This window comes from Pseudomonas algeriensis (assembly GCF_048847255.1).
GTDB lineage: Bacteria > Pseudomonadota > Gammaproteobacteria > Pseudomonadales > Pseudomonadaceae > Aquipseudomonas.
On sequence record NZ_JBKKRK010000021.1, the window covers coordinates 78,019 to 103,249 of the forward strand.

Annotated in this window: 23 protein-coding genes; 13 read left to right on the top strand and 10 right to left on the bottom strand. The window is 60.5% G+C overall.

Annotation, left to right across the window (positions count from 1 at the left end):
• The first annotated feature begins 4 nt into the window (after positions 1 to 4).
• From ACLK1G_RS23575 to cyoD, 11 genes are all read left to right on the top strand, one after another.
• The gene (locus ACLK1G_RS23575; protein WP_420767563.1) at positions 5 to 1,714 is read left to right on the top strand and encodes a DUF2138 domain-containing protein; all 1,710 of its coding nucleotides are present in this window, start codon (positions 5 to 7) and stop codon (positions 1,712 to 1,714) included.
• Positions 1,699 to 2,358: a DUF1175 domain-containing protein gene (locus tag ACLK1G_RS23580; protein WP_420767564.1), complete on the top strand. Its 660-nt coding sequence runs from the start codon at positions 1,699 to 1,701 to the stop codon at positions 2,356 to 2,358. The genes ACLK1G_RS23575 and ACLK1G_RS23580 overlap by 16 nt, the downstream gene beginning before the upstream one ends.
• Entirely contained in the window at positions 2,355 to 6,923 is a 4,569-nt protein-coding gene (locus tag ACLK1G_RS23585) for an alpha-2-macroglobulin family protein (RefSeq protein WP_420767585.1), read from the top strand. Before ACLK1G_RS23580 ends, ACLK1G_RS23585 begins: the two co-directional genes overlap by 4 nt.
• 1 nt (position 6,924) lies before the next feature.
• Positions 6,925 to 8,544 carry a DUF2300 domain-containing protein gene (locus ACLK1G_RS23590; protein ID WP_420767565.1) on the top strand — a complete coding sequence of 540 codons (1,620 nt, stop codon included), beginning with the start codon at positions 6,925 to 6,927 and terminating at the stop codon, positions 8,542 to 8,544.
• Positions 8,545 to 8,547: 3 nt separating this feature from the next.
• Entirely contained in the window at positions 8,548 to 9,378 is an 831-nt protein-coding gene (locus ACLK1G_RS23595; RefSeq protein ID WP_420767566.1) for a YfaP family protein, read from the top strand.
• 272 nt (positions 9,379 to 9,650) lie between these two features.
• Positions 9,651 to 10,535: an MBL fold metallo-hydrolase gene (locus ACLK1G_RS23600; protein WP_420767567.1), complete on the top strand. Its 885-nt coding sequence runs from the start codon at positions 9,651 to 9,653 to the stop codon at positions 10,533 to 10,535.
• 163 nt (positions 10,536 to 10,698) lie between these two features.
• A complete protein-coding gene (locus ACLK1G_RS23605; RefSeq protein ID WP_420767568.1) occupies positions 10,699 to 10,941 on the top strand; it encodes an HP1242/YdcH family protein in 243 nt (80 codons plus the stop codon).
• A gap of 14 nt (positions 10,942 to 10,955) precedes the next feature.
• Positions 10,956 to 11,882, top strand: a complete 927-nt coding sequence (gene cyoA, locus ACLK1G_RS23610; RefSeq protein ID WP_420767569.1) for a ubiquinol oxidase subunit II — start codon at positions 10,956 to 10,958, stop codon at positions 11,880 to 11,882.
• 22 nt (positions 11,883 to 11,904) lie between these two features.
• On the top strand, positions 11,905 to 13,878 hold the full coding sequence (gene cyoB, locus ACLK1G_RS23615; protein ID WP_420767570.1) for a cytochrome o ubiquinol oxidase subunit I: 1,974 nt from the start codon (positions 11,905 to 11,907) through the stop codon (positions 13,876 to 13,878).
• Between the two features lie 2 nt (positions 13,879 to 13,880).
• Positions 13,881 to 14,495: a cytochrome o ubiquinol oxidase subunit III gene (cyoC, locus tag ACLK1G_RS23620; protein WP_420767571.1), complete on the top strand. Its 615-nt coding sequence runs from the start codon at positions 13,881 to 13,883 to the stop codon at positions 14,493 to 14,495.
• Positions 14,495 to 14,824 (top strand): cytochrome o ubiquinol oxidase subunit IV, encoded by a 330-nt coding sequence (gene cyoD, locus ACLK1G_RS23625; protein ID WP_420767572.1) that lies wholly within the window; start codon positions 14,495 to 14,497, stop codon positions 14,822 to 14,824. Before cyoC ends, cyoD begins: the two co-directional genes overlap by 1 nt.
• 144 nt (positions 14,825 to 14,968) lie before the next feature.
• On the opposite strand, the gene ACLK1G_RS23630 is transcribed toward cyoD, so the two are convergent.
• The 6 genes from ACLK1G_RS23630 to ACLK1G_RS23655 form a co-directional block, all read right to left on the bottom strand.
• Positions 14,969 to 15,901, bottom strand: a complete 933-nt coding sequence (locus tag ACLK1G_RS23630) for a phosphatidate cytidylyltransferase (protein ID WP_039594237.1) — start codon at positions 15,899 to 15,901, stop codon at positions 14,969 to 14,971.
• 1 nt (position 15,902) lies between these two features.
• A complete protein-coding gene (locus ACLK1G_RS23635) occupies positions 15,903 to 16,523 on the bottom strand; it encodes a lysophospholipid acyltransferase family protein (RefSeq protein WP_420767573.1) in 621 nt (206 codons plus the stop codon).
• Positions 16,524 to 16,715: 192 nt separating this feature from the next.
• A complete protein-coding gene (locus ACLK1G_RS23640; protein ID WP_420767574.1) occupies positions 16,716 to 17,180 on the bottom strand; it encodes a hypothetical protein in 465 nt (154 codons plus the stop codon).
• Positions 17,177 to 18,514: a phosphatase PAP2/dual specificity phosphatase family protein gene (locus ACLK1G_RS23645; RefSeq protein WP_420767575.1), complete on the bottom strand. Its 1,338-nt coding sequence runs from the start codon at positions 18,512 to 18,514 to the stop codon at positions 17,177 to 17,179. Before ACLK1G_RS23645 ends, ACLK1G_RS23640 begins: the two co-directional genes overlap by 4 nt.
• A complete protein-coding gene (locus tag ACLK1G_RS23650) occupies positions 18,514 to 20,271 on the bottom strand; it encodes a bifunctional alpha/beta hydrolase/class I SAM-dependent methyltransferase (RefSeq protein ID WP_030140425.1) in 1,758 nt (585 codons plus the stop codon). The genes ACLK1G_RS23645 and ACLK1G_RS23650 overlap by 1 nt, the downstream gene beginning before the upstream one ends.
• 10 nt (positions 20,272 to 20,281) lie before the next feature.
• Positions 20,282 to 20,905, bottom strand: coding sequence for a CDP-alcohol phosphatidyltransferase family protein (locus tag ACLK1G_RS23655; RefSeq protein WP_420767576.1), 624 nt, complete (start codon positions 20,903 to 20,905; stop codon positions 20,282 to 20,284).
• Between the two features lie 156 nt (positions 20,906 to 21,061).
• Between ACLK1G_RS23655 and ACLK1G_RS23660 the strand changes: the two genes are divergently transcribed.
• Positions 21,062 to 21,520 (top strand): GNAT family N-acetyltransferase, encoded by a 459-nt coding sequence (locus ACLK1G_RS23660; RefSeq protein WP_420767577.1) that lies wholly within the window; start codon positions 21,062 to 21,064, stop codon positions 21,518 to 21,520.
• Between the two features lie 13 nt (positions 21,521 to 21,533).
• Here ACLK1G_RS23660 and ACLK1G_RS23665 read toward each other — a convergent pair whose 3' ends face one another.
• Positions 21,534 to 21,770 carry a hypothetical protein gene (locus ACLK1G_RS23665; protein WP_420767578.1) on the bottom strand — a complete coding sequence of 79 codons (237 nt, stop codon included), beginning with the start codon at positions 21,768 to 21,770 and terminating at the stop codon, positions 21,534 to 21,536.
• Between the two features lie 529 nt (positions 21,771 to 22,299).
• Here ACLK1G_RS23665 and ACLK1G_RS23670 point away from each other — a divergent pair.
• Positions 22,300 to 22,659, top strand: a complete 360-nt coding sequence (locus ACLK1G_RS23670) for a DUF6124 family protein (protein WP_420767579.1) — start codon at positions 22,300 to 22,302, stop codon at positions 22,657 to 22,659.
• Between the two features lie 129 nt (positions 22,660 to 22,788).
• On the opposite strand, the gene ACLK1G_RS23675 is transcribed toward ACLK1G_RS23670, so the two are convergent.
• From ACLK1G_RS23675 to ACLK1G_RS23685, 3 genes are all read right to left on the bottom strand, one after another.
• Positions 22,789 to 23,412 (bottom strand): hypothetical protein, encoded by a 624-nt coding sequence (locus tag ACLK1G_RS23675; RefSeq protein WP_420767580.1) that lies wholly within the window; start codon positions 23,410 to 23,412, stop codon positions 22,789 to 22,791.
• Positions 23,413 to 23,586: 174 nt separating this feature from the next.
• Positions 23,587 to 24,120, bottom strand: a complete 534-nt coding sequence (locus ACLK1G_RS23680; RefSeq protein ID WP_420767581.1) for a CPCC family cysteine-rich protein — start codon at positions 24,118 to 24,120, stop codon at positions 23,587 to 23,589.
• Positions 24,117 to 25,231 (bottom strand): RHS repeat domain-containing protein (locus ACLK1G_RS23685; protein WP_420767582.1); only part of this gene is annotated, 1,115 nt, incomplete at its 5' end. The genes ACLK1G_RS23685 and ACLK1G_RS23680, both read right to left, overlap by 4 nt.

Consider the following 25,231-nt stretch of genomic DNA (forward strand, 5'->3'; position numbering starts at 1 on the left):
GAATATGAGCGACAACACTGCTTCCCCGACCACGCCGACACCTGTCGCCAAACCTGGGCGCCGTTGGCCGGCGATTCTGATCGGGCTGTGCCTGGTGGCCGGCGCTGCCGCCGGGTTGGGCTGGTTCATGACCAAGCCCAAGGCCCCGCCCATGGCGCTGGCGTTGGAAAAACTCGGCGTGAGTCGTCCCGACGGCTTGATCGAGGCGCATTCCCTGAGCCAGTTGCCCAAGGACCTGTTAACGGTGCCGTTTCTCAAGGCCACGCTCACCGAGGATTTTGTCTTCTATTACGAAGCCCACGCTGACCGTCTCGGCCTGATCGGCAGCCTGCGCCGGATCATCTACGAGCATGACCTCAAGCTGCAGGACAGCCTGATCGAGCAGCTTTTCGACCAGCCGGCGGACGTGGCCTTGTGGCGCGGGGCGGACGGTCGTCTCAAGGATTTCCTGCTGGTGATGGATCGCGGCGGGTTGGCCAAGGTCCTGGAACCGCTGGCGAAAGTCGCCCTGGATGACACCCAGTTGAGCAAGCTCGGCGACCTGAAGGTGAGCGGCGATGAGGTCGCGCTCTATGAACTGAGCTATAACGCCAGCAAATCCCTGGTTTTCGCCTCCCACGGCGACAAACTCGTCGTGCTCTCCAACCCGAGCAAGCTGTACGACCAAGGCCATGGCCCTACCGATGAAGCCGGCATGGTTTCGACCCAGGCCTTAGAAGCCCTGCTGGCGGGGGAAAAACTCTTCCCCGAAGCATTCGGCCTGGCGGCCAAGGCACCCGAGGTCAAGCAGCGCATCTCGGTCAACGCCAGTGTGCTTGCCATGGGCTACCAGCGTTTCATCCCGAACTTCGCCGGCTTGCGCTTCGACATGGACGACAAGGGCTGGCACAGCTTTTTGGCCATGGACGAACTGGAAAACCAGCCGGACTTCGATTTCAAGCCGATCTGGCAAGCCATGCCCATGGGCGCCAGCGCCTGCGTAGCGTTGCCCCTGGCCGCCGAGCAGCAGAAACCGTTGCTGGTGAAACTGGGCGCCGAGGAAAAAGCCGCCCAGGCCATGGTTGATCATGTGGCGGGCGCGGCGGGCCTGTGCTGGTACGCCGATTCTCGCCTGTACACGCCATTGCTGGTAGCGAGCCTGAACGAAGACGATGGCAAGCTCGACGCCGATTTGGGCAACCTGTTTGGTTCGATGGTGGGGGCGTATGAAAACAACGTCGCTGAACACGCGTTCCCGGTGGTGGAGAAACAACAAGGTTCGACGCACCAATGGCAACGCCAGGTCAGCACCAACTTCGGCCCTTACGCGGCCAAGGAGGCGGAGCAGCCTGAAGCGATCACCGGCAAGGCGTTCATGCGCGTGAGCCTGGCGCGCCACGGTTCGACGTTGCTGTTCTCCCTTGATGACAAGCTGGTCGACAAAGCCCTCGGTACCCTCGACAAGCGCTTCCCGCCCATGGCCGACGTGGTGCCCAAGGACTTGCTTATGCCGGTCTACTTCGGCCCGGATTCCATGGCGCAACTGATGCAACGCGAAACCCTCGACAGCCTGCCTCAAGACATGGAGCCGGTGTTCTACAACGCCGCGCAAACCTATCTGATCCCTAAACTGCGCACCCTCGGCGGCTACGGCAAATACGCTCTGACATTGCCTGAAGGCAGCGAGCCGGACGGTCGCTGGCAGTGGTTGCCGCTGGAATGGAAAGCGCTGTGACGGGATTGATCCGCAACCGCGCATGGGCGTTGCTGCTGGCTTTGCTGCTCGGCGGGCCGGCGCTTGCCGTCGAGGCGCCGGCGCTGGATGCACAGCAATCCCAGGTCTTTCGCGCCTGGTTCGTGCGCATCGCCCAGGAACAGCTGACCAAAGGCCCGAGCCCGCGCTGGTACCAGCAGGACTGCGCCGGACTGGTGCGTTTCGCGGCCAACGAAGCGCTCAAGGTCCACGATGAAAAATGGCTGCGCAGCAATGGCTTGTCCAATCGCTACCTGCCGCCGGAACTGCCCCTCAGCGATGCGCAACGGCGTCTCGCCCAGCAATGGCAACAGGGCGGCGGCAAGATCGGGCCCTACGTCAATGCGATCAAGCTGATCCAGTTCAACAGCCGCCTGGTGGGCCGGGATGTCACCCAGGCCCGCCCCGGCGACCTGATGTTCTTCGATCAGGGCGACGATCAACACTTGATGATCTGGATGGGCCGCTACATCGCCTATCACACCGGCACCACCACCCCAACCGACAACGGCATGCGCTCCGCAAGCCTGCAACAACTCATGAACTGGAAGGACACCCGATGGATACCCGACGCAGCCAACCCCAACTTCATCGGCGTCTATCGACTCAACTTTCTCACCCAATGACCGGTGCCCGCATGCTGCGCTTGTGTTCGAAACTGCCCCTGCTGTTTGCTCTGTTGTTGGCGCCCCTCGTGAATGCCGAAGACACCGTGGAGCCCAGTGGCTATACGCCGGTGTCCGGTGAAAGCTTTTTCCTGCTGGCCGACAGCAGCTTCGCCAGCGACGAGCAGGCGATGGTCCGCCTCGAAGCCCCGGGGCGTGATTACCGACGGTTTCGCATGGAGCCCTACGGCGGTGCTGATATCCGGGTCTATCGGATCGAAAAGCCGTTGGAGTTCCTCAAGCGCCAAAAGAACCTGCACCGGGTGGTCAGCGACGGCCAGTTCAAGGGTGAAGGCCTGTCCAACACCCTCGCGTACCTGTGGGACAACTGGTACCGAAAATCCCGTCGCGTGATGCAGCGGGCGTTCTCCTACGAATCCCGCCAGCAGGTTACCGAAGAGGTGCCGGAGCTGAAGATCGGCAACGCCCTGATCGCGCCGACGCCATACGATGCGCCGGCACAATTCGCCTTGATCCCCGGTTTGCCGGTGGTCAGCCAGTTCCGCTATCCGCTGTGGCAGGCCAAGCCGATCCAGCCGCCAGCCGGCGTCAACCTGGCCGGTTCGTCCAGCGAGTTCGTCAGCGTCGCGCCGGGTAACGTCTACGTGCCGTTGGGGCAGTTGAAACCGGGCCTGTACCTGGTGGAAGCGCTGATTGGCAAATACCGCGCGACCACCATGGTTTTCGTGTCCAACACCGTGGCCGTAAGCAAGATCGCCGGTGACGAATTGCTGGTCTGGGCCGCGCGCAAGCATGAAGGGCGCTCGGTACCCAAGGTCAATGTGCTGTGGACCGACGGCCTGGGCGTGATGAGCAGCGGTGCCACTGATGAAGACGGCCTGGTGCGTCTCAAGCACGTCAGCCCGGAGCGTTCGTTTGTCATCGGTGAAGACGAAGAGGGCGGAGTATTCGTCTCGGAAAACTTTTACTACGACAGCGAAATCTACGACACCAAGCTCTACGCTTTCACCGACCGGCCGCTGTACCGGCCAGGAGATTGGGTGTCGCTGAAAATCGTCGGTCGCGAGTTCAAGAACGCCCGCGACTCGGTGCAACCAGCGGCCGCCGACGTCAACGTCAGCGTGCTCGATGCCACCGGCACGGCGTTGCAAACCCTGGCCCTGAAGCTCGATTCCAAGGCCGGTACACAAGGTCGTTTCCAACTGCCGGAAAATGCCGTGGCCGGTGGTTATGAATTGCGCTTTAGCTACAAGGACCAGCTCTACAGCAGCGCCTTCCGCGTGGCCGAATACATCAAGCCGCATTTCGAGATCGCGCTGAACCTGGCCAAGCAGGATTACCGCACCGGTGAGCCGGTCAAGGGCAATCTGGTGCTGCTGTACCCGGACGGCAAGCCAGTGGCGAACGCCAAGGTCAGCCTGAGCCTGCGGGCCCAGCAGTTGTCGATGGTGGATAACGAGCTGCAATACCTTGGGCAATTCCCGGTCGAGCTGACCAGCAGCGAAGTGACCACCGATGACAAGGGCAACGCCACGCTCGATTTGCCGGCCGCCGACAAACCGAGCCGCTACACGCTCACGGTGTTCGCCAGTGATGGCGCGGCGTATCGGGTCAAGACCACCAAGGAAATCCTCATCGACCGTGGCGCGGCGAATTTCCGCCTGGGCGCGCCTCGACGTTTCAGCGCAGCCGGCGAGAAAGTCGCGTTCAGCTACGCCAACGAAGGGGGCAGCGAACAAAGCAAGGCCGTGACACCGGGCAGCTACGCCTGGGTGCGTCTGGAAGACCAGACCACCGGCGAAGGCAAGCTCGCCGCCAACGACAAGGGCTTCAGCCTGACCTTCGACCGTCCCGGCACCTACAACCTCACGCTCAAGGACGACCATGGCCGGGCCATCGGCGCGACCAGCCATGCGGTGACGGGCGAAGGCATCAAGGCCGTGCCGGGCACGGTCGAAATCGTCCTCGATAAAGCCGAGTACAAGACGGGTGACGAAGCCCTGGCGCTGATCACCTTCCCGGAGCCGGTCAGCGACGCGCTATTGTCACTGGAGCGGGACAAGGTCGAGGCCACCGCGATGCTCTCCAAGGGCGCCGACTGGCTGAAGATGGAAAAACTCAGCGATACCCAGTACCGCGCACGCATCGCCGTGAAGGATCATTTCGCGCCGAACCTGACCTTCTCCGTGCTGTACACCAAGGGCGGCCAGTACAGCTTCCAGAACGCAGGCATCAAGGTCGTTGCGCCGCAGATCGACGTAGCGATCACCACCGACAAAGCGACCTATCGCCCCGGCGACACGGTGACCGTCGACCTGGGCACCCAGTTCGCAGGCAAGGCGATCCCGGCGCACCTGACCGTCAGCGTTGTCGATGAGATGGTCTACGCGCTGCAACCGGAAGTCGCGCCAACCATCGACCAATTCTTCTATCACCCGCGCCGCAACAACGTGCGCACCAGCGCCAGCCTGTCGTTCATCAGCTACGACGTGGCACTGCCGGGCAGCCCCGGCGCGCCGGGCAAGGCCAACCGCAGCGAGCGCGGGGTCAAGGTGCTGGAGCGGCCGCGTCGCGAAGATGTCGACACCGCAGCCTGGCAACCGGAGCTGGTCACTGACGCCAGCGGCAAGGCGCGCTTCACCTTCAAGATGCCTGACTCCTTGACCCGCTGGCGCATCACCGCCAAGGCAATCGCGGACGACGGCCAGGTCGGTCAGAAGAAGCAATTCATCGCGTCGGAAAAACCGCTGTACCTGAAGTGGAGCGGCCCGACCCGCTTCCGCACGGGCGACAAGCCGCAATTGGGCCTGTTCGCTTTCAGCCAGTCCGAGAAACCTTTGAAAGCCGAGCTGCTGATCCGCTACGCCGGCGCCGAACAGCGCGTGGTGGCGGAACTGAAAAATGGCATCAACTACGTAGCGTTGCCGGCCCTGGAACTGAGCAGCGGCGACTTGAGCGTCCAGTTGCAGTTGAACGGTGAGACCCAGGACGCCCTGGCCATGCACCTCAATGCCATCGGCAACGGTTGGCAAGTCACCCAGAGCCAGCGCCTCGATGTGGCCGGCGGCGACACACCACTGAACCTGCCGGCCGACGCCAGCGATATCCGCCTGCGCCTGGACGATAGCCCGCAAGCGCTGTTCCGTTCGGCCCTGGACGAATTGCTGAGCTACCCGTACGGCGGCGTCGAGCAGACGGCCAGCCGTCTGTTGCCATTGAGCATCGCGTATCCAACCCTGGCGTCGAACCCGCAGATCCGCGACCGCTTGCGGTTGATCATGCAGAACAGCCGCTTGCGCCTGGTGCAGATGGCCGGGCCGTCGGCGAGCTTCACCTGGTGGGGCCAGGACGGCGAGCCGGATGCATTCCTCACCGCTTATGCCTATTACGCCGACTGGCACGCCAGCAAGGCTTTGGACCTGAACCTGCCGGCGGAACACTGGCAGCGGGTGCTGGAGGTCTATGCCAAGCAGGCCGCTGACACGCCGCTGTTGCAGCGGGCGTTGATCCTGTCGTTCGCCAAGCAGATGCAACTGCCGGTGAATACCTTGCTCAGCGGGCTGATGGACGACCTGGCGAAAGCCAGTGAAGACAGCACCGAGAGCGTGCTGGACAGCGGTGAAGACAGCCTGGTCATGTACGCGCCGGATTCGGCCCTCGGCCTGGCCAGCGCCCGGGTGCTGACCGCATCCCTCGCCAAGCAGGCGAAGGTGCCGTTGCCCGCAGCGTTCAGCCGTCAGGCCGAGGCCGCGCAACAGCAGTTGGAGCTGAGCTCGCAGCCGTTCGTGGAAGCACTGCTGCTGTCGTTGCAGGGCTTCGATCAGGCCCGCGCCAGTGCATTGCTGGAGCGCGTGCTGCCGCAGCAATCCACCTTGGAACGCGCGTTGGCCCTGACCTGGCTGCAACGCAGCATCGAACAGGCCGCGCCGGCCGTGGCATTGACGCCGGGCGAAGGTTGGAAAGCCCAGCAAGGCGCCACGGGTGAAACCTATTGGCAATGGCAGGGCGCGCAGTTGCCGACCTTGCTGACGCTCAGCGGCGCCCAGGAGCGTCCGTTGCAAGCGGCATTGAGCTTCCAGAGTCAGCAAGCGCCCGTCGCGCCGATGGCGGTGTCCATCACCCGTCGCCTGTCGCGCCTGGTGCCGGGCGACGAGGCTTTCACGTTCAAGCTTGAAGCCGTGGGCAACAAGCCGTTGTCCAGCGACGCCCTCTACCTGGATGAAGTGATCATCAACAGCAAGGCCGCGACACCGCTGCGCTACGGCATGCTCGAAGTGCCGTTGCCACCGGGCGCCGATGTGGAGCGCACCACGTGGGGCATCCAGTTGATGGGCAAGGCCGACAGCGAGCCAACTTCCCTGGAAAAGGCGCGCTTCGAGCCGGGCCAGATGGCCTACGCGGTACCGGTCGATGCCCTCAGTGGCGAGTTGCGCCTGCGACATTTGGTGCGCTTCTCCCAGAAGGGTCAGTTCACCTTGCCGCCGGTGCGTTTCACCCAGGTCTATGCGCCACAGAACCAGGCGCGGGAACAGAAACCGGCGCTGGGTCAGGTGACGGTCAACTGACATGCGCAGGGCTTGGGGCTGGTGGTGGTTGTGCCTGATTCCTGCGCTGACGACAGCGCAGGAGGAGCCGTTGCGCCTGGCCTTCGACGGTCAACTGTTGCGGGTGAGCCAGACCCAGGTGCTGGATCGCCAGCCGTTGACCAATTCGTTGCAGGCACCGTTGGGCAGTTTGTGGAAACTCTTCGTCTACGCCTGGCTGGTGGACACCGATGCTCGCGAGCCGGTTTACGAATGCCGCGGCGAATCGAAGGACGAGGTCTATTGCTGCAACGCTGGGCAGAGCATCGGCCGCGATCAGGCGCTGGTGAAGTCCTGTGGTTTGTATTTCGAACCCCAGCGACTCGGGATTTCCGCGCCGCGATGGCGTGATTACTGGCAGGCGCGCCAGGCGCCGAAATGGTTGTTGGACCTGCCGACCTTGCAGCCGCAAACCCAGGTGCCGGTGGCCGAACTGCTCAAGGCGCTGGCGATGCTACCGGCTCAGGAGCAGGCCCGTCGGGTATTGCTCGACGTGGTGCTCGGCGCGGCGGATGGTCGGTTGGTCGGCCAGTTGGGCGCTCGCCTGCGGGTCAAGACCTGGAGTTGGTTGGGCGACCAGGGGCCCTCGTCGCGCCAAGGCGGTTTCGCCGGTTGGCTGGCTGATGGCACCCCGGTGTGGGCCGGTGGCCGCGGCACCAGTCAGCAGGTCCTGAAGAAATACGGCGATGGCTTGGCCACGGCGCTGCCGTCCCGCTGGCCTGTGGACACCGGACGCTGCGTGGAAGTCGACCTGTTTGCCCGTTACCCGTTGCAACGGGTGATGGCTGGCGAGCGACCCGCCACGCCGGGCCAGTTGCGCGGCGACTACCGCGTCGAGTTCACCAACGGTAACCAGCTGGATATCCACAGCGACGGCGAACTGTTCCTGCTGCCGGGCAAACTGGTGGCGCGACTGGACCGGGAAGAGTACGTCGCCCGGGTCCTGCAACGCGAAGCCAAGGCCGAACCCGCCGAAGCGGCCAAAGCCCTGGCCGTGGCGATTCGCACCTACCTGCTGCAAAACGCCCAGCGCAACGGCGATTGCCTGAGCATCGACGACAGCAGCCATCGCCAGCGCGTCGCGCCACGTCCGGCGGCGCCTGAAACCCGGGCCATTGCCGCTTGGACCAGCGACCTGGTCCTGGCTGGCACCGACGTCACTTATCACTCCGATCAACCCGGCCCGGACAAACTATCCTGGGCCCAAGCCGTCGAACAAGCCCACGACGGCCAGCGATACGACGCGATCCTGCTGCATGCCTATCCGCGCGCGAGCCTCAGCCGTTGGGACAATCCGGTGGCATCCTGCCAAGCATTGCCCGCCGCTCAGGAATGGTTGCTGAAGCAGCGTCGGGGCTGGCGTCAACGCTTGGAAAGCGAAGTGGGCTACAACGAAATCAGTTCCTTCGCGGTGTGCCGCGTCGCCTTCGGCCGGCCGTATGTGGACCGCGAGCGCCAGCGCATCTACGTGCGCGGCGTGCTGTCGCTGCAAGACCGCCTCGACCTGACCCATGAATATCTGCACCTGGCCTTTGAAGCTCACCCCAACGGCCAGGACGAAACCTATATCGAAGGGCTCGCCCGTCACCTCTTGCTGGAATAGACCATGACACTCCGTTATCCACAGGTCTTGCTGTTGCTTTGCGGCCTCGCTGCGTTGCCATCGGCCATGGCCGCCGACCCGATAAAGCTAGAAACCCCAGTCGGCGGCTGGCGCAGCGGCGCGCCGGGCGGCGAGGGCGAAAGCTTCGGCCAGACCGTCAACTACCCGGCCTCGTCCGTCAACACGCCCCAGGGCCAGGCGAACACGGCGCGCATCAGCGGTCAGATCAAAGGCACGCCGAAGAGCAATGAGCCAGGCCAACTCATCGTCAACGGTGTGAGCCTGCCGTTGAAGGTTGATGAGGAAGGCCGCTTCGATCGGCCGTTCTCGTTCCCCAACGGCAGCAACAGCGTGGAAGTGCGCAGCGCCGATGGCCAGCAGCGCCACCGCACGCAATTCCTCAATACCAGCGGCGGCGCGACCCCGGCCAAGCTGCGGGTATTGCTGACCTGGGACAGCGATGGTACCGACCTGGACCTGCACCTGGTTACGCCCGACGGCGCCCACATCTGGTACGGCGACCGCGCCGTCGCCAACGGCGCCGCCCTCGACGTCGACGTCACCACCGGCTACGGCCCGGAAATCTTCGCCATGCCCGCGCCGATCAAAGGCCAATACCTGGTGTATGTGAACTACTACGGCGGCGGTTATCGCAGTGACGAGGATGAAGAAGGCGATGGCGAACAAGTCGAACAGGCGCAACAGGCCCTGACCACGGCGAAAGTCACCGTCATCACCGAAGAAGGCACGCCGAGCGAGAAGATGGAAACCTTCGTGGTGCCCATGCGGGCGGTGGGGGAGCTGACGTTGGTGAAGAGCTTCAGCTACCCATAAACCTGTGGGCTGTGATCCCTGTGGTGAGGGAGCGCTCAAACACCAAAATACCTGTGGGAGCGAGCCTGCTCGCGAAGACGAGGGCACATTCAACATCAATGCAAGCTGACCCAGCGCTTTCGCGAGCAGACTCGCTCCCACCCAATCTGTGGTTTGGCCAGGCATGGGCACCGCCTGTCGCCTTTGCGGAATTGAGCCTGTCGCCTTCCTGTCGATTTCTTAGAGTCCGGAAATAACCAGAAATCGACGCGCCATTCGTGCAGGAGGCCTCCATGCATATCCACCACCTCAACTGCGGTTGCATGTGCCCGGTGGGCGGAAAGCTGTTCGACGGTTACAGCCGGGGGCTGACGGCGTGCCTGGTGTGTCATTGCCTGTTGATTGAAACCGACACCAACGGTCTGATACTGGTGGACACCGGTTTCGGCCAGCGCGATGTGCAGACGCCCGAGCGTCTGAGTCGATTTTTCCGCGCGTTCAACAACATCAAGTTCGAGCATCGCCTCACTGCATTGGAGCAAGTGCGGCGCCTGGGCTTCGATGCCAACGACGTGCGGCACATTCTTGTTACCCATCTGGATTTCGACCACGCCGGCGGGCTGCAGGATTTTCCCCAGGCCCGGGTTCACGTCATGCGCGACGAAATGGCGGCGGCCCGCACCGCCGACACTTGGATCAGTCGACGCCGGTTCCAGGCGCGTCAGTGGCAGGGCGTCGATAACTGGGAGTTTTATGCTCCGGATGGCGACACCTGGTTCGGATTCGACTCGGTGCGCGCATTAATCGGCGCGGAAGAAGAGGACATTTTCCTGGTGCCGCTCCAAGGCCACACGGCCGGGCACGCGGGCATTGCCGTGCGCACGTCCGACGGCTGGTTGCTGCACGCCGGCGATGCCTATTTTTTTCACGATGAAGTCCATCAAGCCGAGCGTCGCTGTCCGCCGGGGCTGAAGTTTTATCAATACATGATGGACACCTATCGTTCGGCGCGGATGCGCAATCAGCAACGGCTGCGGGAGCTGGCACGGGTCCAGGATGGGCACGTGGAAATTTTCTGCAGTCACGATGCCAAGGAATGGGAGCGGGCCGTCCAGCAGCACCCAGTCCGTGTCGATTCCAATGCAATGCCGTCGGCCACCGGCAAACAATCTTCCTGACCCGATCCAAGTCAAAACGACTCTTCCCTTTGCCCACGTCTCGTGGGCTTTTTTTTGTTCACGATGCCGTTCGTCACCGTTTCCAGATGTTTCTTTCAACTTAGCCGAAGGGGCCAATTCTAAAAATCGTGTACCCCAACAACACCGTTAAAAGGAGAAGGCCATGCCTGCTTCTCATGATCTTTATCAGGATTTGAATTGCAGCAAAGAGGCGGTTCAACAACGTCGTCAGCAGGATCCGGAACTTGATCGCCTGCTCGATGAATACACGGATTTGGATAACCAAGTGCTAGCGGCCGAATCGATTTCGGCGGGCAATGTCGAGGGTGACGATATCCGTAAGCTCAAGGAACAGCGCCTGTCGATCAAAGACAAGATCGCGCAGCAACTGGCAAACACTCAATAAGCGAAGCGTAAGACATGCGAACTCGACTGCCTTGTTACTTATCAAGGTTGTTGCTGGTCGGCGGGATGCTGTTGCTCGGCGGTTGCGACATGGTGTTGTTCAATCCCAAGGGACAGGTCGGCGTTGATCAACGCAACTTGATCATTCTCTCGACGCTGTTGATGTTGCTGGTGGTGGTGCCGGTCATCGTCATGGCGTTCGTCTTTTCGGTGAAGTACCGCGCTTCCAACACAAAGGCGAAATACACGCCGGAGTGGGCGCATTCGCGAAAGATCGAAACGGTGGTCTGGGGTGTCCCGCTGGTGATCATCATCATTCTGGGCGTGGTCACCTGGAAGTCCACCCATGCGCTGGACCCTTACCGGCCGCTGGATTCGGACGTGAAGCCGCTGGTGGTGCAGGTCATCGCGGCGGATTGGAAGTGGGTCTTCATCTATCCGGAACTGGGGATCGCTACGGTCAACGAGTTGGCGATGCCGCTGGACACACCGGTGAACTTTCGCGTGACGTCCGACGGTGCCATGACCTCGTTTTTCATACCGGCACTGGGCGGGCAGATCTACGCCATGGCCGGCATGCAGACCCAACTGCACCTGATTGCCAACGAGGCCGGGGAATACCGGGGCATCGCCGCCAACTACAACGGCCCGGGTTTTTCCGACATGCACTTCCGAACCCTGGCCACCGATGCGGCGGGCTTCGACAAGTGGGTCGCCGACGTCCGCGCAGGGCAAGGGCGGTTGGACAAGGACAGTTACGCCCGACTCGCCCGACCCACGGTCAAGCACCCGGTGGAGCACTACGCCTCGGTCCAGCCGGACTTGTTCCAGAGCATCATCGATAAGTACGAAGGCATGAACCGATCCCGTGAGGTCGAGCATCGCATGGAGCACATGCAAGGCAGCATCGAATCACCCGTCGGGGCCCCGCAAGGGCAGTAACAAGATCCTGGAGTAGAACAGCATGTTTGGAAAACTCAACCTTGAGGCGATCCCGACGGATGAGCCCATCATCATGTGGACCCTCGCGGTGGTGGGGCTGGTCGCCTTGGCGGGCATCGGCGCCATCACCTACCGCCGCAAATGGACGTACCTGTGGAAAGAGTGGTTCACCTCGGTCGATCACAAGCGCATCGGCGTGATGTACATCGTCGTCGGCCTGGTGATGCTGCTGCGCGGGTTTTCCGACGCGATCATGATGCGCACGCAGCAGGCGATGGCGTCCGACGGTTCGCCCGGTTATCTGCCACCGGAACACTACGACCAGATCTTCACCGCCCATGGCGTGATCATGATTTTCTTCATGGCGATGCCGTTGGTGGTGGGGTTGATGAACATCGTCGTGCCCTTGCAGATCGGAGCCCGGGACGTGGCGTTCCCGTTCCTCAACGCGTTGAGCTTCTGGCTATTCGTGGCCGGCGCGATGCTGGTGAACATTTCCCTGGCGGTCGGTGAGTTCGCCCGCACCGGTTGGGTCGCTTATCCGCCGTTGTCGGGGCTTTCCTACAGCCCCGGGGTCGGGGTGGACTATTACATCTGGTCATTACAGATATCCGGGGTCGGAACGTTGCTCACCGGGGTGAATTTCTTCGTCACGATCCTGAAAATGCGTACACCGGGTATGACGCTTTTCCGCATGCCGGTGTTCACCTGGACGGTGCTCTGCACAGCGGTGTTGATTCTTGCATCGTTCCCGATTCTTACCGCGACGCTGTTCATGCTCAGCCTCGACCGCTACCTGGACATGCACTTTTTCACCAACGAGCTGGGCGGCAACCCGATGATGTACGTCAACCTCATCTGGGCCTGGGGCCACCCGGAGGTGTACATCCTGATCCTGCCGGCGTTCGGCATCTTTTCCGAGGTGGCGTCCACCTTCAGCCGCAAGCGCCTGTTCGGCTATCACTCGCTGGTGTGGGCGACAATCGTTATCACCATCCTGTCGTTCATCGTCTGGGTGCACCACTTCTTCACGATGGGCTCGGGGGCGAACGTCAACGCCTTCTTCGGCATCATGACCATGATCATCGCCGTGCCTACGGGAGTGAAGATTTTCACCTGGCTGTTCACCATGTACCGCGGGCGAGTTCGCTTTGAAACGCCGATGCTGTGGACGGTGGGCTTCATCGTCACGTTCAGCATCGGTGGCATGACCGGCGTGCTGCTGGCGGTGCCCGGGGCTGATTTCCTGCTGCACAACAGCCTGTTCCTGATCGCCCACTTCCATAACGTGATCATCGGTGGCGCCGTGTTTGGCTACCTGTGCGGCCTGACCTATTGGTTTCCCAAGGCATTCGGCTTCAAGCTCCATGACGGCCTTGGACGGGCGGCGTTCTGGTGCTGGATTGTCGGCTTCTACTTCGCCTTCATGCCGTCCTACTTCCTGGGCTTCATGGGCATGACGCGGCGTTTGAACCACTTTGATGTTCCGCAGTGGCGGCCCTGGCTGGAGCTGGAGTTGATCGGTGTCGGCATCATCCTGTGCGGCGTGGTCTGCCAGATCTTGCAGTTCTACTTCAGCATCCGCCACCGCCACCAGAACCGCGACCTGACGGGCGACCCATGGGACGGTCGCACGCTGGAGTGGTCCACGGCGTCACCGCCGCCGTTCTATAACTTCGCCCAGCAACCGGTGGTGGAGGGCATCGACGCCTATTGGGGCATTAAGGAGCGTGGGCAGAAAACTGCCATCGAAGCCGACTTCCAAGCCATCCACATGCCGCGAAACACCGCCATGGGGCTGGTCATCAGCCTGTTCAGCCTGATCATGTGCTTTGCCCTGGTGTGGCATATCTGGTGGCTGGCCATTGTCGGGTTGGTCGCGACCATCGGCGGCGTGATCTGGCGCAGCGCCGATGACGACATCGATTACTACGTGCCCGCCGAGGAGGTGGCGCGCATCGAAAATCAACGCATCAAGATGTTGGCGGAGGCTTGATCATGTCCAATCTCGTTCAACCCAACGCCACCGCGCCGGAATCCGAACACGGGCACTCGGACGCCAGCTCCATGACCCTGTTCGGGTTCTGGATCTACCTGATGACCGACTGCATCTTGTTCGCAACGCTGTTTGCGACCTATGCGGTACTGGGGCAAAGCGTCGCCGGTGGCCCTGGCGCCGCCGACATTTTCGAACTGCCCTACGTCCTTACGGAAACTTTCATCCTGCTGTTCAGCAGCATCACCTACGGTTTCGCCATGCTCGCGCTGAGCGCTGGCCAGAAGCAAAAGGTGCTGGCCTGGCTCGGCGTGACGTTCCTCCTCGGCCTTGCGTTTATCGGCATGGAAATCCATGAGTTCCAGAAACTCATCGCCGAAGGCTATGGCCCGAACCGCAGCGCCTTTCTCACGGGCTTCTTCACCCTGGTGGGCACTCACGGCCTGCACGTCGCCACCGGCCTGTTGTGGATGGCTGTCGTTATGTTCCAGGTTCAACGCAAAGGCCTGACCACCGTCAACGCGACCCGCATGGGCTGCCTGAGCCTGTTCTGGCACTTCCTCGACGTTGTGTGGATTTGTGTGTTTACCGTGGTCTATCTGTTTGGAGTGATGTAATGAGCAGTCATCAGAGCAGCGTCGATGCCAGCCATGGCAGCGCAAAATCCTACCTCACCGGGTTCGTGCTGTCGGTCATCCTCACCGTCATCCCCTTCGCCCTGGTGATGTATCCCACATTGCCCAAGCCCGTGACGGCCGGGATCGTGGCGATATTCGCGGTGATCCAGATCGTCGTCCACCTGGTGTATTTCCTGCACCTGAACTTCTCACCGCAGCAACGCTGGAACCTGACGGCGCTGGCGTTCTCAGCGGTGGTGATTGCGCTGCTGGTGGGGCTGTCGCTGTGGATCATGTACAGCGTGCATCACAATATGTTGGCGCATTGAATGTGCACCACTGACCGCTTTTGTGGCGAGGGAGCTTGCTCCCGCTGGGGCGCGGAGCGGCCCTAAGATCTGGGGGCTGCTGCGCAGCCCAGCGGGGGCCACCGCCCCACCCCCACGGAACCGGGGCCCCACGGCAGGGGTATCTCAAGTCCACCAATACCGAACCAGATGAAAGAAGATCGGCGCGGCGAAGCACACCGAGTCCAAGCGGTCGAGCATGCCGCCGTGGCCTTCGATCATGTGGCCCCAATCCTTCACGCCCCGGTCGCGCTTGATGGCCGACATGACGATGCCGCCGGCAAACCCAAGCAGGTTGATCAGCAAAGCGATAAGGAATGACTGCCAGGGGTTGAACGGCGTGATCCACCACAGCGCGCCGCCGATCAGCGAGGCCAGGAAAATGCCGCCGACAAAACCTTCCACGGTCTTCGACGGCGACAGGTTCGGCGCGATCTTATGCTTGCCGAACAGCTTGCCGCAGACGTACTGCAACACATCCGAGAGCTGCACCACGATCACCAGGTAGGCGATCAGCAACAGGTTGCGCCCTTCAAAACCTGCAATGTCCAAGGTCAGCAGGGCGGGCACGAAGGAAATGCAGAACACCGCGATCATCAACCCCCACTGCACTTTCGACGCGCGTTCGAGGAAGTGCGTGCTGTCGCCGCCCAGCGACGCGAGGATCGGCAACAGCAGGAACACGTACACCGGAATGAAGATCGAGAACAGTCCGTACCAGTCGTAGTAGATCAGCAGGTATTGCAGCGGCAGTGCCAGGTAAAACGCCGCCACGAGGGCAGGATAGTCACTGCGCCGGGTCGGCGTCAGGGTCAGGAATTCGCGCAACGCATAGAACGACACGGCGTAGAACAGCAGGATCACCGCCGCGTTGCCGAGCCAGAACGCGATGCCGATCACCAGCACCATGATCCACCAGGCGTTGATCCGCGCGTTGAGGTTCTCGATGACCGAGTTCGGCGCGCCTTTGGTCCGCAGCTTGAGAATGAAACCGATCAACGAAGCCAGCAGCAGAATCGCGCCGATCCCGCCAAACAACATCAAGGTATATCGATCCATGTCAGACGTGCTCCGGGGCCAGTGCCAGCAGCGCGGCACGGCTGCGTTCTAGAAATTGCTCTTTGCTTTCGCCTTCCTCGATGCACAGCGGCGCGCCGAAGCTGGTGGTGCACAGCAGCGGCAAGGGCAGCACGCGGCCCTTGGGCATGACGCGGTTGAGGTTGGCGATCCACACCGGGATTACCTCCACCTCCGGGTGGCTTTTCATCAAGTGGTAGATCCCGCTCTTGAACGGCAGCAGGCCTTCGTCCGGGTTGCGCGTGCCCTCGGGGAAGATGATCAACGAGTCGCCGTTTTCCAGCGCGTCGAGCATCGGCTGCAATGGATTGTAGGCAGGGTCCTTGCGCTCGCGATCCACCAGCACGCCATTGAACACCCGGTTGATGATGTAGCGGCGCACCGGGCTGGTTTGCCAGTAATCGGCCCCGGCAACCGGGCGGGTGAGCTTGCGTAGCGCCGGTGGCAGCGAGGCCCAGAGCAACACGAAATCACCGTGGCTGCTGTGGTTGGCGAAATAGATCCGCTGTACCGGCGTCGGCGCGCAGCCGAGCCACAGGCTGCGAGCGCCGGTGACCATCCGCGCGGCGGAGGTGATGAGATTGGCGACCACGGGTTCGAACATGAGGATTCCTTGTCCTGAGAAACATGAGTAATCACTGTGGCGAGGGGATTTATCCCCGTTGGGCTGCGAAGCGGCCCTAAAACAGCTAGCTCAATTTTGCTGGCACACCGAGTTGCCTGGTTCGGGGGCTGCTTCGCAGCCCAGCGGGGATAAATCCCCTCGCCACAAAGGCGTTCATCTCCAATTAATTGCTTAAACACCCAGACCCGAATAAACCAGCCAGGGACTCGCCAGGACGAAGCTCACCGTCAACAAAGCTTGCGTAAACACCAGCCAGGCTTGGCGGCGAAGCAGGCGCATCGAGCCGTGGCTGCGCTCGGGCCACGACCGCCCGCCACGCTCGGCCGGTTGCAGGCCGAGATTGGCGAGGGCCTCGTCCAATGCTTGGGTGCGTTCGGTCAGTGGCTTGCCGGCATCCGCGACGATTTGAAACAGATCGGCATCAAAGGCCACGCGAAACGCCAGATATTTTTCCTGCATGCCGAGGACGAACACGCCGAAGCTCAGCAACAGCAGCCACGGATCGACGCTGCCCACCAGCCATTGGCCCAGGCCGATCAGCGCCGCCAACAGGGTCAGGCCGGTAGAAAGCTGATCCAGCGAATGACCCCGGCGCAACAAGCTCGCCACGGTGTGCAGTTCGATGTCACTGCTCATGACCATTCCCCGAACCCTGCGGATATTTGCCCCAACGCCTGGCGATGGGCCGGGTGCAGGACGACACGCGGGCGCACACGCTGGATCTGCGCAATGGCTGCGTCGACGCTGGCAGCACGGCCAGTGCTTAGCAACCACGCCGCCACGGCGGTGGCGCTGCGCGAATAACCCAAGGCGCAGCAGACCAGCACCGGCCCGTGTTGGCGCAGGTGCTCGATTTTCTGCGCGGCCTCCAGGCATTGCTCGGTGGTCGGTGCGGTCAGGTCGAGCACAGGCAAGGTGCGATAAGCGATTGCCGTGCTGTCCATGGACAACTCGGCGCACAGGTCGAGCACCCCGTTGAACGGGCTGTCCTTCAGCGCTGTCGACGTAGGAATCCGCCCGAGCCAGACGTCATCCATGATCTGGTCAGGTTGCGGGTGCTTGCGCGTCCACAGGCGGGAATTGATCCACGCCGCCATCAGATAAGGCGCCAGCAACCAGCGCACCGCCGGGCTCAGCCGGCCGTCTTCACGTTTCTGGAACCCGCTCGCGCCGAACACCAGATAATTCAGTGCCACCATGAGCAGCGCCACCGCCGGCCATATCAGCCAGAGCCACGCGCCACCGAAGGCAAACGCCGGGATGAACACCGCCGCCGCGCCCAAGCCATAACGCATGGCCAAGCGTCGACGGGCTGGATCGGTCGCCAGGCGCGCACTCAACAGCGGACTTGGCCGGTCCAGCGGCCACAACCAGACACACAACCACCCGGCCAGCGCGCCGGTCGGCACGTCGACGAAATGGTGTTGGTAAGTGGTCAGCACCGACACGCCGATCAACGCGAACCAACCGTGCATCAGCCAACGCCAGACGCCTTGCAGGTGGCGCTCATAACAGACCCAGAGCACCACCAGCAGCGCGATGTGCAGCGACGGCGCCTGGTTGAACGGCTTATCGAAGCCGGCCAGTACGTCGAACATCCAGCCGAACACCCCGTCCATTTCCGGCCGAGGGAAGGTAAAAGTCAGCGGCCAGAGGAGGAAGCAGCTGACGGCAATTCCTTGGGCCGTGAGCAGGCGCAAGGCGTGGCGCTTGAGTTCGTCGCGGCTGTTGGGCAACAGCAGTGATAGGCCGTATAACAGGTCAATCGACCAGTACGGCACGATCGTCCAGGCCATGAACGGCATGTGGCTTTCCCAGCCGAACACCAGGCTGCCGACGTCGTCACGCTGGGCCGTGACCCAGGTGGCGAAGCCGTACGTGGTGAAGAACAGAGGCGCCAGCAACAGCAGCCACAGCACCGCCGGTTTCAGCAGCGCGGGTTCGCGGACCGGAGCGATGACGGCGCTCATTACTGGACCCGCTGCGCCAGCGACACGCTGAAAATGCCCCACTCATCGACACGCAGGGTGATCTTGCGAAAGCCCGCCGCCTCGACCAACTGATCCATTTCCGCCTGGGTGCGCCGACGCATCACCCAGGCCTGGCCGGCGCGGTGGCTGGTCAGGGCGCGGGCGATCAGTTCCAGTTGCGGGTGCCACGGCTGACCGGTGTAGACCAGGAAACCGCCGGGCTCCACCGCTTCGGCCAGGCCCGCGAGGGAGCCGCCGACCATCTGGTTATCGGCGAACAATTCGTACAGGCCGGACACCACGGCGAGGGTCGGCTTGGGCTCCAGCGCCGCCAGGTCCTGGCGGTCGAAGGCATCGCCCTTGACGAATCGGGCGATGTCGCCCAAGCCCTTCTCGACGATCAGCGCACTGCCGTCGCGCACGTTGATGTCGCTGTAGTCGCGCAGCAGGATCGACTCCGGCAACGGGCTGACGCCTTGCAGCGCTTCCAGAATGTAGCGGCCATGACCGGCGGCGATGTCGACGATGCGCACCTCGCGGTCCTGGGCGCGCAACTCGGCCATCGCCAGGCGCAGCAACTCCTCGACGTGCACCTTGCGCTGGCGAATACCGCGCCAACCGATGGAGTTCAGGTAGTTCTGGTCGATCATCTTGCCCAGCGCCGACGTGCCGGTGGGGCGGTTGCGGTAGACGTAGTCCAGGGTGCTGCCAGAGTCGAAACCGGTGTCGAAGCCCAGTTTCACGCCGGCAGACAGCTTGCTGCCAAAGCGCATGCTGGCGCGGGTCATGCGCCAGTAAAGATCACGCAGCGAGTTGTGCGGCAGCGGCGTCGCCAGGGTTTCGGCTTCGGCGCAGGTCACGCCGAGGCGATCGGCGTCCAGCAGGGAAGGGCGCTCCAGCGGGCGGGCAAAATTCTGCAGGATGAAACGACGAGCGCTGGCGATGGCTGGCGCACGGTTCTTCTCGCCGAGGGTGTCGTGGAAGAAGCCCGGCAGGATGTGTTTTTCCTTGTGCAGACTGCCCAGCCGCTCGAAGAACTGCTCCTGGGGTTTGCGATGCACCACGAAGTCGGAACCGGAGATCAACAGCTGCGTCGGTACCTGGATCGCCTGGGCATCGGCTACAACCCGGTCGGCCGCTTCGTACAGGCCCAGCAGCACGTTCACCGAAATGGCCTTGGTGATCAACGGATCGCTGTCGTAGGACGCCACCCGCTCCGGGTCATGGCTGAGGAACTTGGCCTTGACGTAGCTGTTGACGAAGAAGTTGCCACGGAACTTGCGCATCAGCGCCAGGCCCGGACGGGCGAACGGTACGTAGAGCTTGACCTTGAAGGCTGGCGACGCCAGCACCAGCGAGCGAATGCGCGGCGCGTAGTCGTGGACCCAGGTAGACGCGATCACCGCGCCGACGCTTTGCGCGACCACGGCGATGTTCTGTTCGTCGATCTGGTGCGTGGCGCCGATGTGATCGCAAAAAGTCTGCACGTCACGGGCGCTGGTAGCAAAGCTAGGGCTGTCGCCGCGCTCGCCCGGCGACTGGCCGTGGCCACGTGCGTCCCAGGCGAAAAATTCGAACCCGGGCAGATCCAGCTCATCCACAAGGTGCGCGATGCGCCCCGAGTGTTCATGACCGCGGTGAAACAACAACACAGCCTGACGGGGTTCACCCGCCGTGGCCTCGACAGCCGGCCAGTGCCGGTAGAACAACTCCACGCCGTCGTGGGTGGTGAACGTCAGTTCCTGGGCTTCACGCATTGCAATTTCCTTATGCTGAGGGAGCGTTTTCCGACACCTGGCTCAGGCCATGGCGGACCCGGTTGACCAAGGTATAAACCAGCAGGGCGGCAACCACCGCCATCACACCATCAACCCACAGCGCCCCGAGCCAACCCAGGGCAATACCGGTCGCCAGCACGCCAAACACAAACGCGCGGTCACTCTTGCCCATCGGCCCGTCATAGCGCCGCGAAGCCCCGACCATCGCGCCCAGCACGCCAGCGTATTCGCTGAACAACGCCAACAGCGTGACCAACAACACGAGCAACAGGCTGGTATCGGGAAACAGGGCAAAAGGCAGGATCAAGGCCGCGTCGGCGATGATATCGCATAGCTCATTGAGGTAGGCGCCCAGATTCGATTGCTGGCCGAACTCCCGCGCAAGCATGCCATCCACCGCATTCAACGCCATGCGCAGGAACATCCACACCGGCACCAGGACGAAAACCCACGGATGGCTGGCGAACCATGCAATCACCGCCCCCACCAGCACGGAAACGAAGCCGGCGAGCAAGGTCACCTGGTTGGCGGTGATGCCTTTGTCGTAAAGGCGTTGTACGGTGGGACGAAGCAGGTTTTGGAAGGCAGGCTTGAGCTGATAAATGGAAGGCATGTGAAATGAGATCTCGGCCGGATTCGGGGCTGGGCTTGTTCAGCTGCGAGATTACGATAGGTTGAGGCCTTGCAGGTGGGTATTTGCTGGGAATGAGCGCGGGTAGGCATCTGCGCCGTATACGCGGTGGAAAAAGACTACAGAAGGATGGTTAAGATGCTGCAGGTGGATTGGCTCCTCAACCACATGGATAAATGCAACCTGATGGCCGAATGGCTGTATCGAGAATTTACCTATGAATTCGCCCACCAATCATTGGGCCACTGGCAGGAGGAATTCTCGGCAGGCCAGCGCGATGGCCGCTGGAAATGCCTGATCGCCATGGAACATGACCAACTGCTGGGCGGTGCCTCGCTGGCACATGACGACCTGCCCGACCACCCCGAGCTCGGCCCGTGGTTGGCCTGCGTATTCGTCCACCCGGATGCCCGACGCAGGGGGTTGGCCGCGCAATTGATCGAGGGCATCTGCAACCATGGCAAAGAAGCAGGTTTTACGACGTTGTTCCTGCACACCCACAGTGAACGGGATTACTACGCCAAGCTTGGTTGGGAAGTGCTGGAGCGCTTCGAGGCTTGGGGCAAGGAGCAGTGGCTGATGGTGCGGTGTTTGTAATGTCGATTGAGCGCTAGCCTCCAGCCCGCAGCGGGCCACCTACCGGGACGTACTCGACCGGCGCTTCCTCGGGCAGGGGTTTTATTGGGTCTTCTGCGTAGCCGTAGCCTTCTTCCTTCAGATTGATCGAGTGCACGCTGTGCTCACGGGCGGTGCTGTCGGTGAGCTTGGTGAATAGGCGGTGATCGGCGGGCAAGGTGAAGCGGTCGCCGGGGTGGAGTTGGGCGAAGGTGAGGGTTGGGTTGTTCATGGCGGCGGGGCTCCGTCTTGGGTTGGTCTCTTTAAAATTGAGCGGGGCCGCTGGGATTGGGTTCCGTTTTTCTGTTCTTTGGTTCAATGGCCGGTTCGAAGCGCGGCTCTGGCCTTTAGGTGGTCCCTTGTGGGAGCGAGCCTGCTCGCGAAGGCGGTGTGTCAGCTGAAAGTGACCCAACTGACCTGACGCCATCTCCACAATCCGCATGTTAGACAGCTTGCCGACACCGCCTTGCGCCTTTGCCTACAACTACGCCAGAATCCGCCAGCTTGTGCGCCTGGGGCCATGTCGGTAGCTTGAATTCCGTCACTGCTCATCAGTGATCGGGTTTAGCAGCTCGTGGTGAAACAGGTTGTGCAAGGCGTCATCCAGTCAGGAGTTCTTCATCCTGCACTTGATGGTGGCTGTGCGCAGGGCGTCCCCGGACGCGCCGGTTTCTTGTTTCCCCGGTCTGCTAACCTGCGTACGGCTGCCTCCCTCGTTTAGCAGCGAGTGGGTGATAGCTCCAAAAACAGGAAGCAAGATAATGGCAAAAGTTACTCCCAATCCTCCAAACGCAGACGAGCACGTCTCCCGCGCCCAGTCCGCTCGCAACAAGAAAATCGACGACGCTGCTACGCGGGCGTTGGATTACTACCTGAAGCCCAAGTCTAAGGGAGAAACGTCTGACAAGACTGACTCCATTTTTCGTATTGATCCTGATGTCGATTCTGAGTGTTTGCTTGCGAATCTGAGTGAGAACTTGGCTTCGGCTAATGCAATGATCAGCGATTTGGCGTTTGATCTGGATGGGTCAAGGCGACATGTTGCGTTGGGGATTTTGCAGGTGATTGAGGTGAGTGAATTGTTGGCGAATCGGGCGTTGGATATTGTTGAGGTGAGGTAGAGCGTAAGAGACTATCTTTGGAATAAAAAGGTCTTGCTTCGCAAGGCCTTTTTACGTCCATCTCATACCTGTTAAGGAATATAAAGTAGGCGCTCGCTTGCAGTATAGATAAAGGCAGTCAATATAAATTTAGAAGCTAAGTTGTAAAAATTCCCATCTGGTCAGATAAAGGATGCGTGGAAAATACCACCAAAAAAAATAGGTTTTTATTATGATCCAGAGTACTAGTCCGAATCCTAATGACGCAATCCATACGCAATTGGGTATGGTTATGTTGGAATTTTGTGATCCCTCCGGGTCATTTTCCAGATGGTTTATTGCTGTTTGTGCTTTTAATAAGCAGTAAAAATTTAAAATGGCCGCTACTAGCGGGAATAAATATTGTGCGCCGGCACCATAGGGTGCCAGGAAGGGATAAATCGTTAAGGTACACGAAAATACCAGTCCGCTTGCGAGTAGTCGTGGGCTCCATTTATATGGTTTTTCGTGCTTTTTTAGCTGTTGTTCAATTTTTATGAACAAGGCGTGTATAAAAAATAATCCCAGCACAGTGCGGATCAGAGGGAGGGCTAATGTGTTGGTTGCGGCTTGGTATGTTTTCCAGTTCTTGTATACCCAATAAAAAAGATAGAGCTCGAACGTGAGCCAGTACATCACGGTTAATTTGTTTGTGGAGACTATGTAGAAGCTTGGTTTTGTTCCGGTAAGCGTTGGCTGCAAAGTGCCTGGTTTTTCTTTTGCGTGGATGGTCATATCATGGCGCTTTTATTTAATCGATTTTTTTGGTACTGCATGGATCGGCGCTTAGTCGGTAGAGCGCTTCTTCGGCATCGATGCAGATAATTTGTGATATTTCGCTCCTGTCTGAGGGTTAAGCGTGACAGTGCGCCGTACTTCATCTTATTTTTCCTTAGTTTGGCCGCTCTTCTAGGAAGCTCTAATCCATTTGTTTAAAGGCAGGTTTTCAGATTTTTTGCCAAACTCTTTCTTTGCATCACTGAGAGTCATCTGGTTCGGATGGCTATAAGATTCAGGCACGGTTGTGCCGTCGTCTTCCCATTTGCATAAATCGCATATTTCATAATTTGAGATCGTTGAAAGGGTGCGATGCTCGCAGCACGGGCACACGCTCAGAAACTCAACGTCACCCTCAATTTCGTAAGTATTATATCCAAGCTCGATTAGCTGGTCGGTCAGGTATTCATTTGTTATCCCTTTATAGCTTGATGCTAGTCCAGCTAGTATTAACTCGTCGGCTAAAGAGCGCTCGATGTCTTTTGGTGGTTCTTCGTGGTTTAGAATTAACTGTTGTAGTTTTGTCGATAGACTGGAGAAAGTGGTGTCGTACTCGTCAAGTGTCCACCAATTTAGTAAGAATGATTCTAGGTCTTCAGGTGAGAGTAATTTTAAGGAGTGTTCCGTTAAGGTTTCTATCGCTGCCACTCGCGTAATTTTTTTCACTTGATAAGACCTTTTGCTAAATCTATGGCTGATTGAAATGCATCATTACTTCTTCCGTCATCCCTGTAAAACGTTCGGATTTCCCTTGATTTTAGATGGCCGACAAAAATTCTTCCTGTGGCAGGGTCGTGTTTGATAACGAAGTTCCCTGCGTTGACTTCATTAAAATCGCCCGTTTCCTTGGAGAAGTCTTTGGCTTGTTTTAGATACTCCGTCTGCGATATATCGCCGAATTCTTTCTGTTCGATTACATGTTTCTGGTAGTGAGGTTGAAGCTTTCCAGATGAGAATCCTTTCCAATTTACCGATCTCGCCGTGGGAGGGGTTACATCACCTTCATCTACTCGTACCTTTTTTTCCGGTGTGTCAGCACCTGGAACAGGTGAGCATTTATCCGCTCCCGGACAACCCTCCAACCCCAACGGATCCACCCACCCCGTCGGGTTCAGGGTGTACCGGTACCCATTCAACCCACCCGCCAGCTTGCTCGGATCCAGCGTCAAATACCGCCCCGTCTCCGGATTGTAGTACCGGTGCCGGTTGTAATGCAGGCCGCTTTCCCGGTCGTGGTATTGCCCCTGAAAGCGCAGCGGTTGTTCCAGTCGTTTGCCGTCGCCGTGGCGCAGTTCGGTGAGTTTGCCGTAGCCGTTGTAGCGCGCGGCCCAGACGACTTCGCCTTGGTGGCTGGTCAGTTCCTGAGGGGTGCCGAGGTGGTCGAGGTGGTAGTAGAACGGCGTGGCTTTTTCCGGGCCTGCGCCTTCCAGCAGGGCCAGGGGGCGGAAGGTGCCGGGCTCATAGACGTAGCTCTGGTAGTGACGGTCGCTGCTTTCAGCGATGACCTGGTCGCCCTGCCAGATGAATTCCGTGGTGAGGCCGTCCACGGTCTTTTCGATCCGTCGGCCGAAGGCGTCGTAGCGGTAGGAGGTTTCGCTGCCGTCGGGGGTGGTGACGCCGATGAGCCGATGTTGGCTGTCGTAGCGGTATTGCGTGACGAGGCACTGGGCATGGCCGCGGCGTTCGCGGACCAGGTTGCCGTAGGCGTCGTAGTCATAGTGACGATCGCCCTCCATCAGTAGACGGTTGCCCTTGAGGGTGGTCGGGCCGGGACGGT

Excerpts from the sequence above, each read along its gene's own strand:
- ACLK1G_RS23585 (WP_420767585.1), top strand. The coding sequence starts at position 2,355 with ATGACCGGTGCCCGCATGCTGCGCTTGTGTTCGAAACTGCCCCTGCTG.
- ACLK1G_RS23605 (WP_420767568.1), top strand. The coding sequence starts at position 10,699 with ATGCCTGCTTCTCATGATCTTTATCAGGATTTGAATTGCAGCAAAGAG.
- ACLK1G_RS23600 (WP_420767567.1), top strand. The coding sequence starts at position 9,651 with ATGCATATCCACCACCTCAACTGCGGTTGCATGTGCCCGGTGGGCGGA.
- ACLK1G_RS23635 (WP_420767573.1), bottom strand. The coding sequence starts at position 16,523 with ATGTTCGAACCCGTGGTCGCCAATCTCATCACCTCCGCCGCGCGGATG.
- ACLK1G_RS23650 (WP_030140425.1), bottom strand. The coding sequence starts at position 20,271 with ATGCGTGAAGCCCAGGAACTGACGTTCACCACCCACGACGGCGTGGAG.
- ACLK1G_RS23595 (WP_420767566.1), top strand. The coding sequence starts at position 8,548 with ATGACACTCCGTTATCCACAGGTCTTGCTGTTGCTTTGCGGCCTCGCT.
- ACLK1G_RS23660 (WP_420767577.1), top strand. The coding sequence starts at position 21,062 with ATGCTGCAGGTGGATTGGCTCCTCAACCACATGGATAAATGCAACCTG.
- ACLK1G_RS23640 (WP_420767574.1), bottom strand. The coding sequence starts at position 17,180 with ATGAGCAGTGACATCGAACTGCACACCGTGGCGAGCTTGTTGCGCCGG.
- ACLK1G_RS23675 (WP_420767580.1), bottom strand. The coding sequence starts at position 23,412 with ATGACCATCCACGCAAAAGAAAAACCAGGCACTTTGCAGCCAACGCTT.
- cyoA (WP_420767569.1), top strand. The coding sequence starts at position 10,956 with ATGCGAACTCGACTGCCTTGTTACTTATCAAGGTTGTTGCTGGTCGGC.
- cyoB (WP_420767570.1), top strand. The coding sequence starts at position 11,905 with ATGTTTGGAAAACTCAACCTTGAGGCGATCCCGACGGATGAGCCCATC.
- ACLK1G_RS23645 (WP_420767575.1), bottom strand. The coding sequence starts at position 18,514 with ATGAGCGCCGTCATCGCTCCGGTCCGCGAACCCGCGCTGCTGAAACCG.
- ACLK1G_RS23655 (WP_420767576.1), bottom strand. The coding sequence starts at position 20,905 with ATGCCTTCCATTTATCAGCTCAAGCCTGCCTTCCAAAACCTGCTTCGT.
- ACLK1G_RS23575 (WP_420767563.1), top strand. The coding sequence starts at position 5 with ATGAGCGACAACACTGCTTCCCCGACCACGCCGACACCTGTCGCCAAA.
- cyoC (WP_420767571.1), top strand. The coding sequence starts at position 13,881 with ATGTCCAATCTCGTTCAACCCAACGCCACCGCGCCGGAATCCGAACAC.
- ACLK1G_RS23670 (WP_420767579.1), top strand. The coding sequence starts at position 22,300 with ATGGCAAAAGTTACTCCCAATCCTCCAAACGCAGACGAGCACGTCTCC.
- ACLK1G_RS23630 (WP_039594237.1), bottom strand. The coding sequence starts at position 15,901 with ATGGATCGATATACCTTGATGTTGTTTGGCGGGATCGGCGCGATTCTG.
- ACLK1G_RS23580 (WP_420767564.1), top strand. The coding sequence starts at position 1,699 with ATGGAAAGCGCTGTGACGGGATTGATCCGCAACCGCGCATGGGCGTTG.
- ACLK1G_RS23590 (WP_420767565.1), top strand. The coding sequence starts at position 6,925 with ATGCGCAGGGCTTGGGGCTGGTGGTGGTTGTGCCTGATTCCTGCGCTG.
- ACLK1G_RS23665 (WP_420767578.1), bottom strand. The coding sequence starts at position 21,770 with ATGAACAACCCAACCCTCACCTTCGCCCAACTCCACCCCGGCGACCGC.
- cyoD (WP_420767572.1), top strand. The coding sequence starts at position 14,495 with ATGAGCAGTCATCAGAGCAGCGTCGATGCCAGCCATGGCAGCGCAAAA.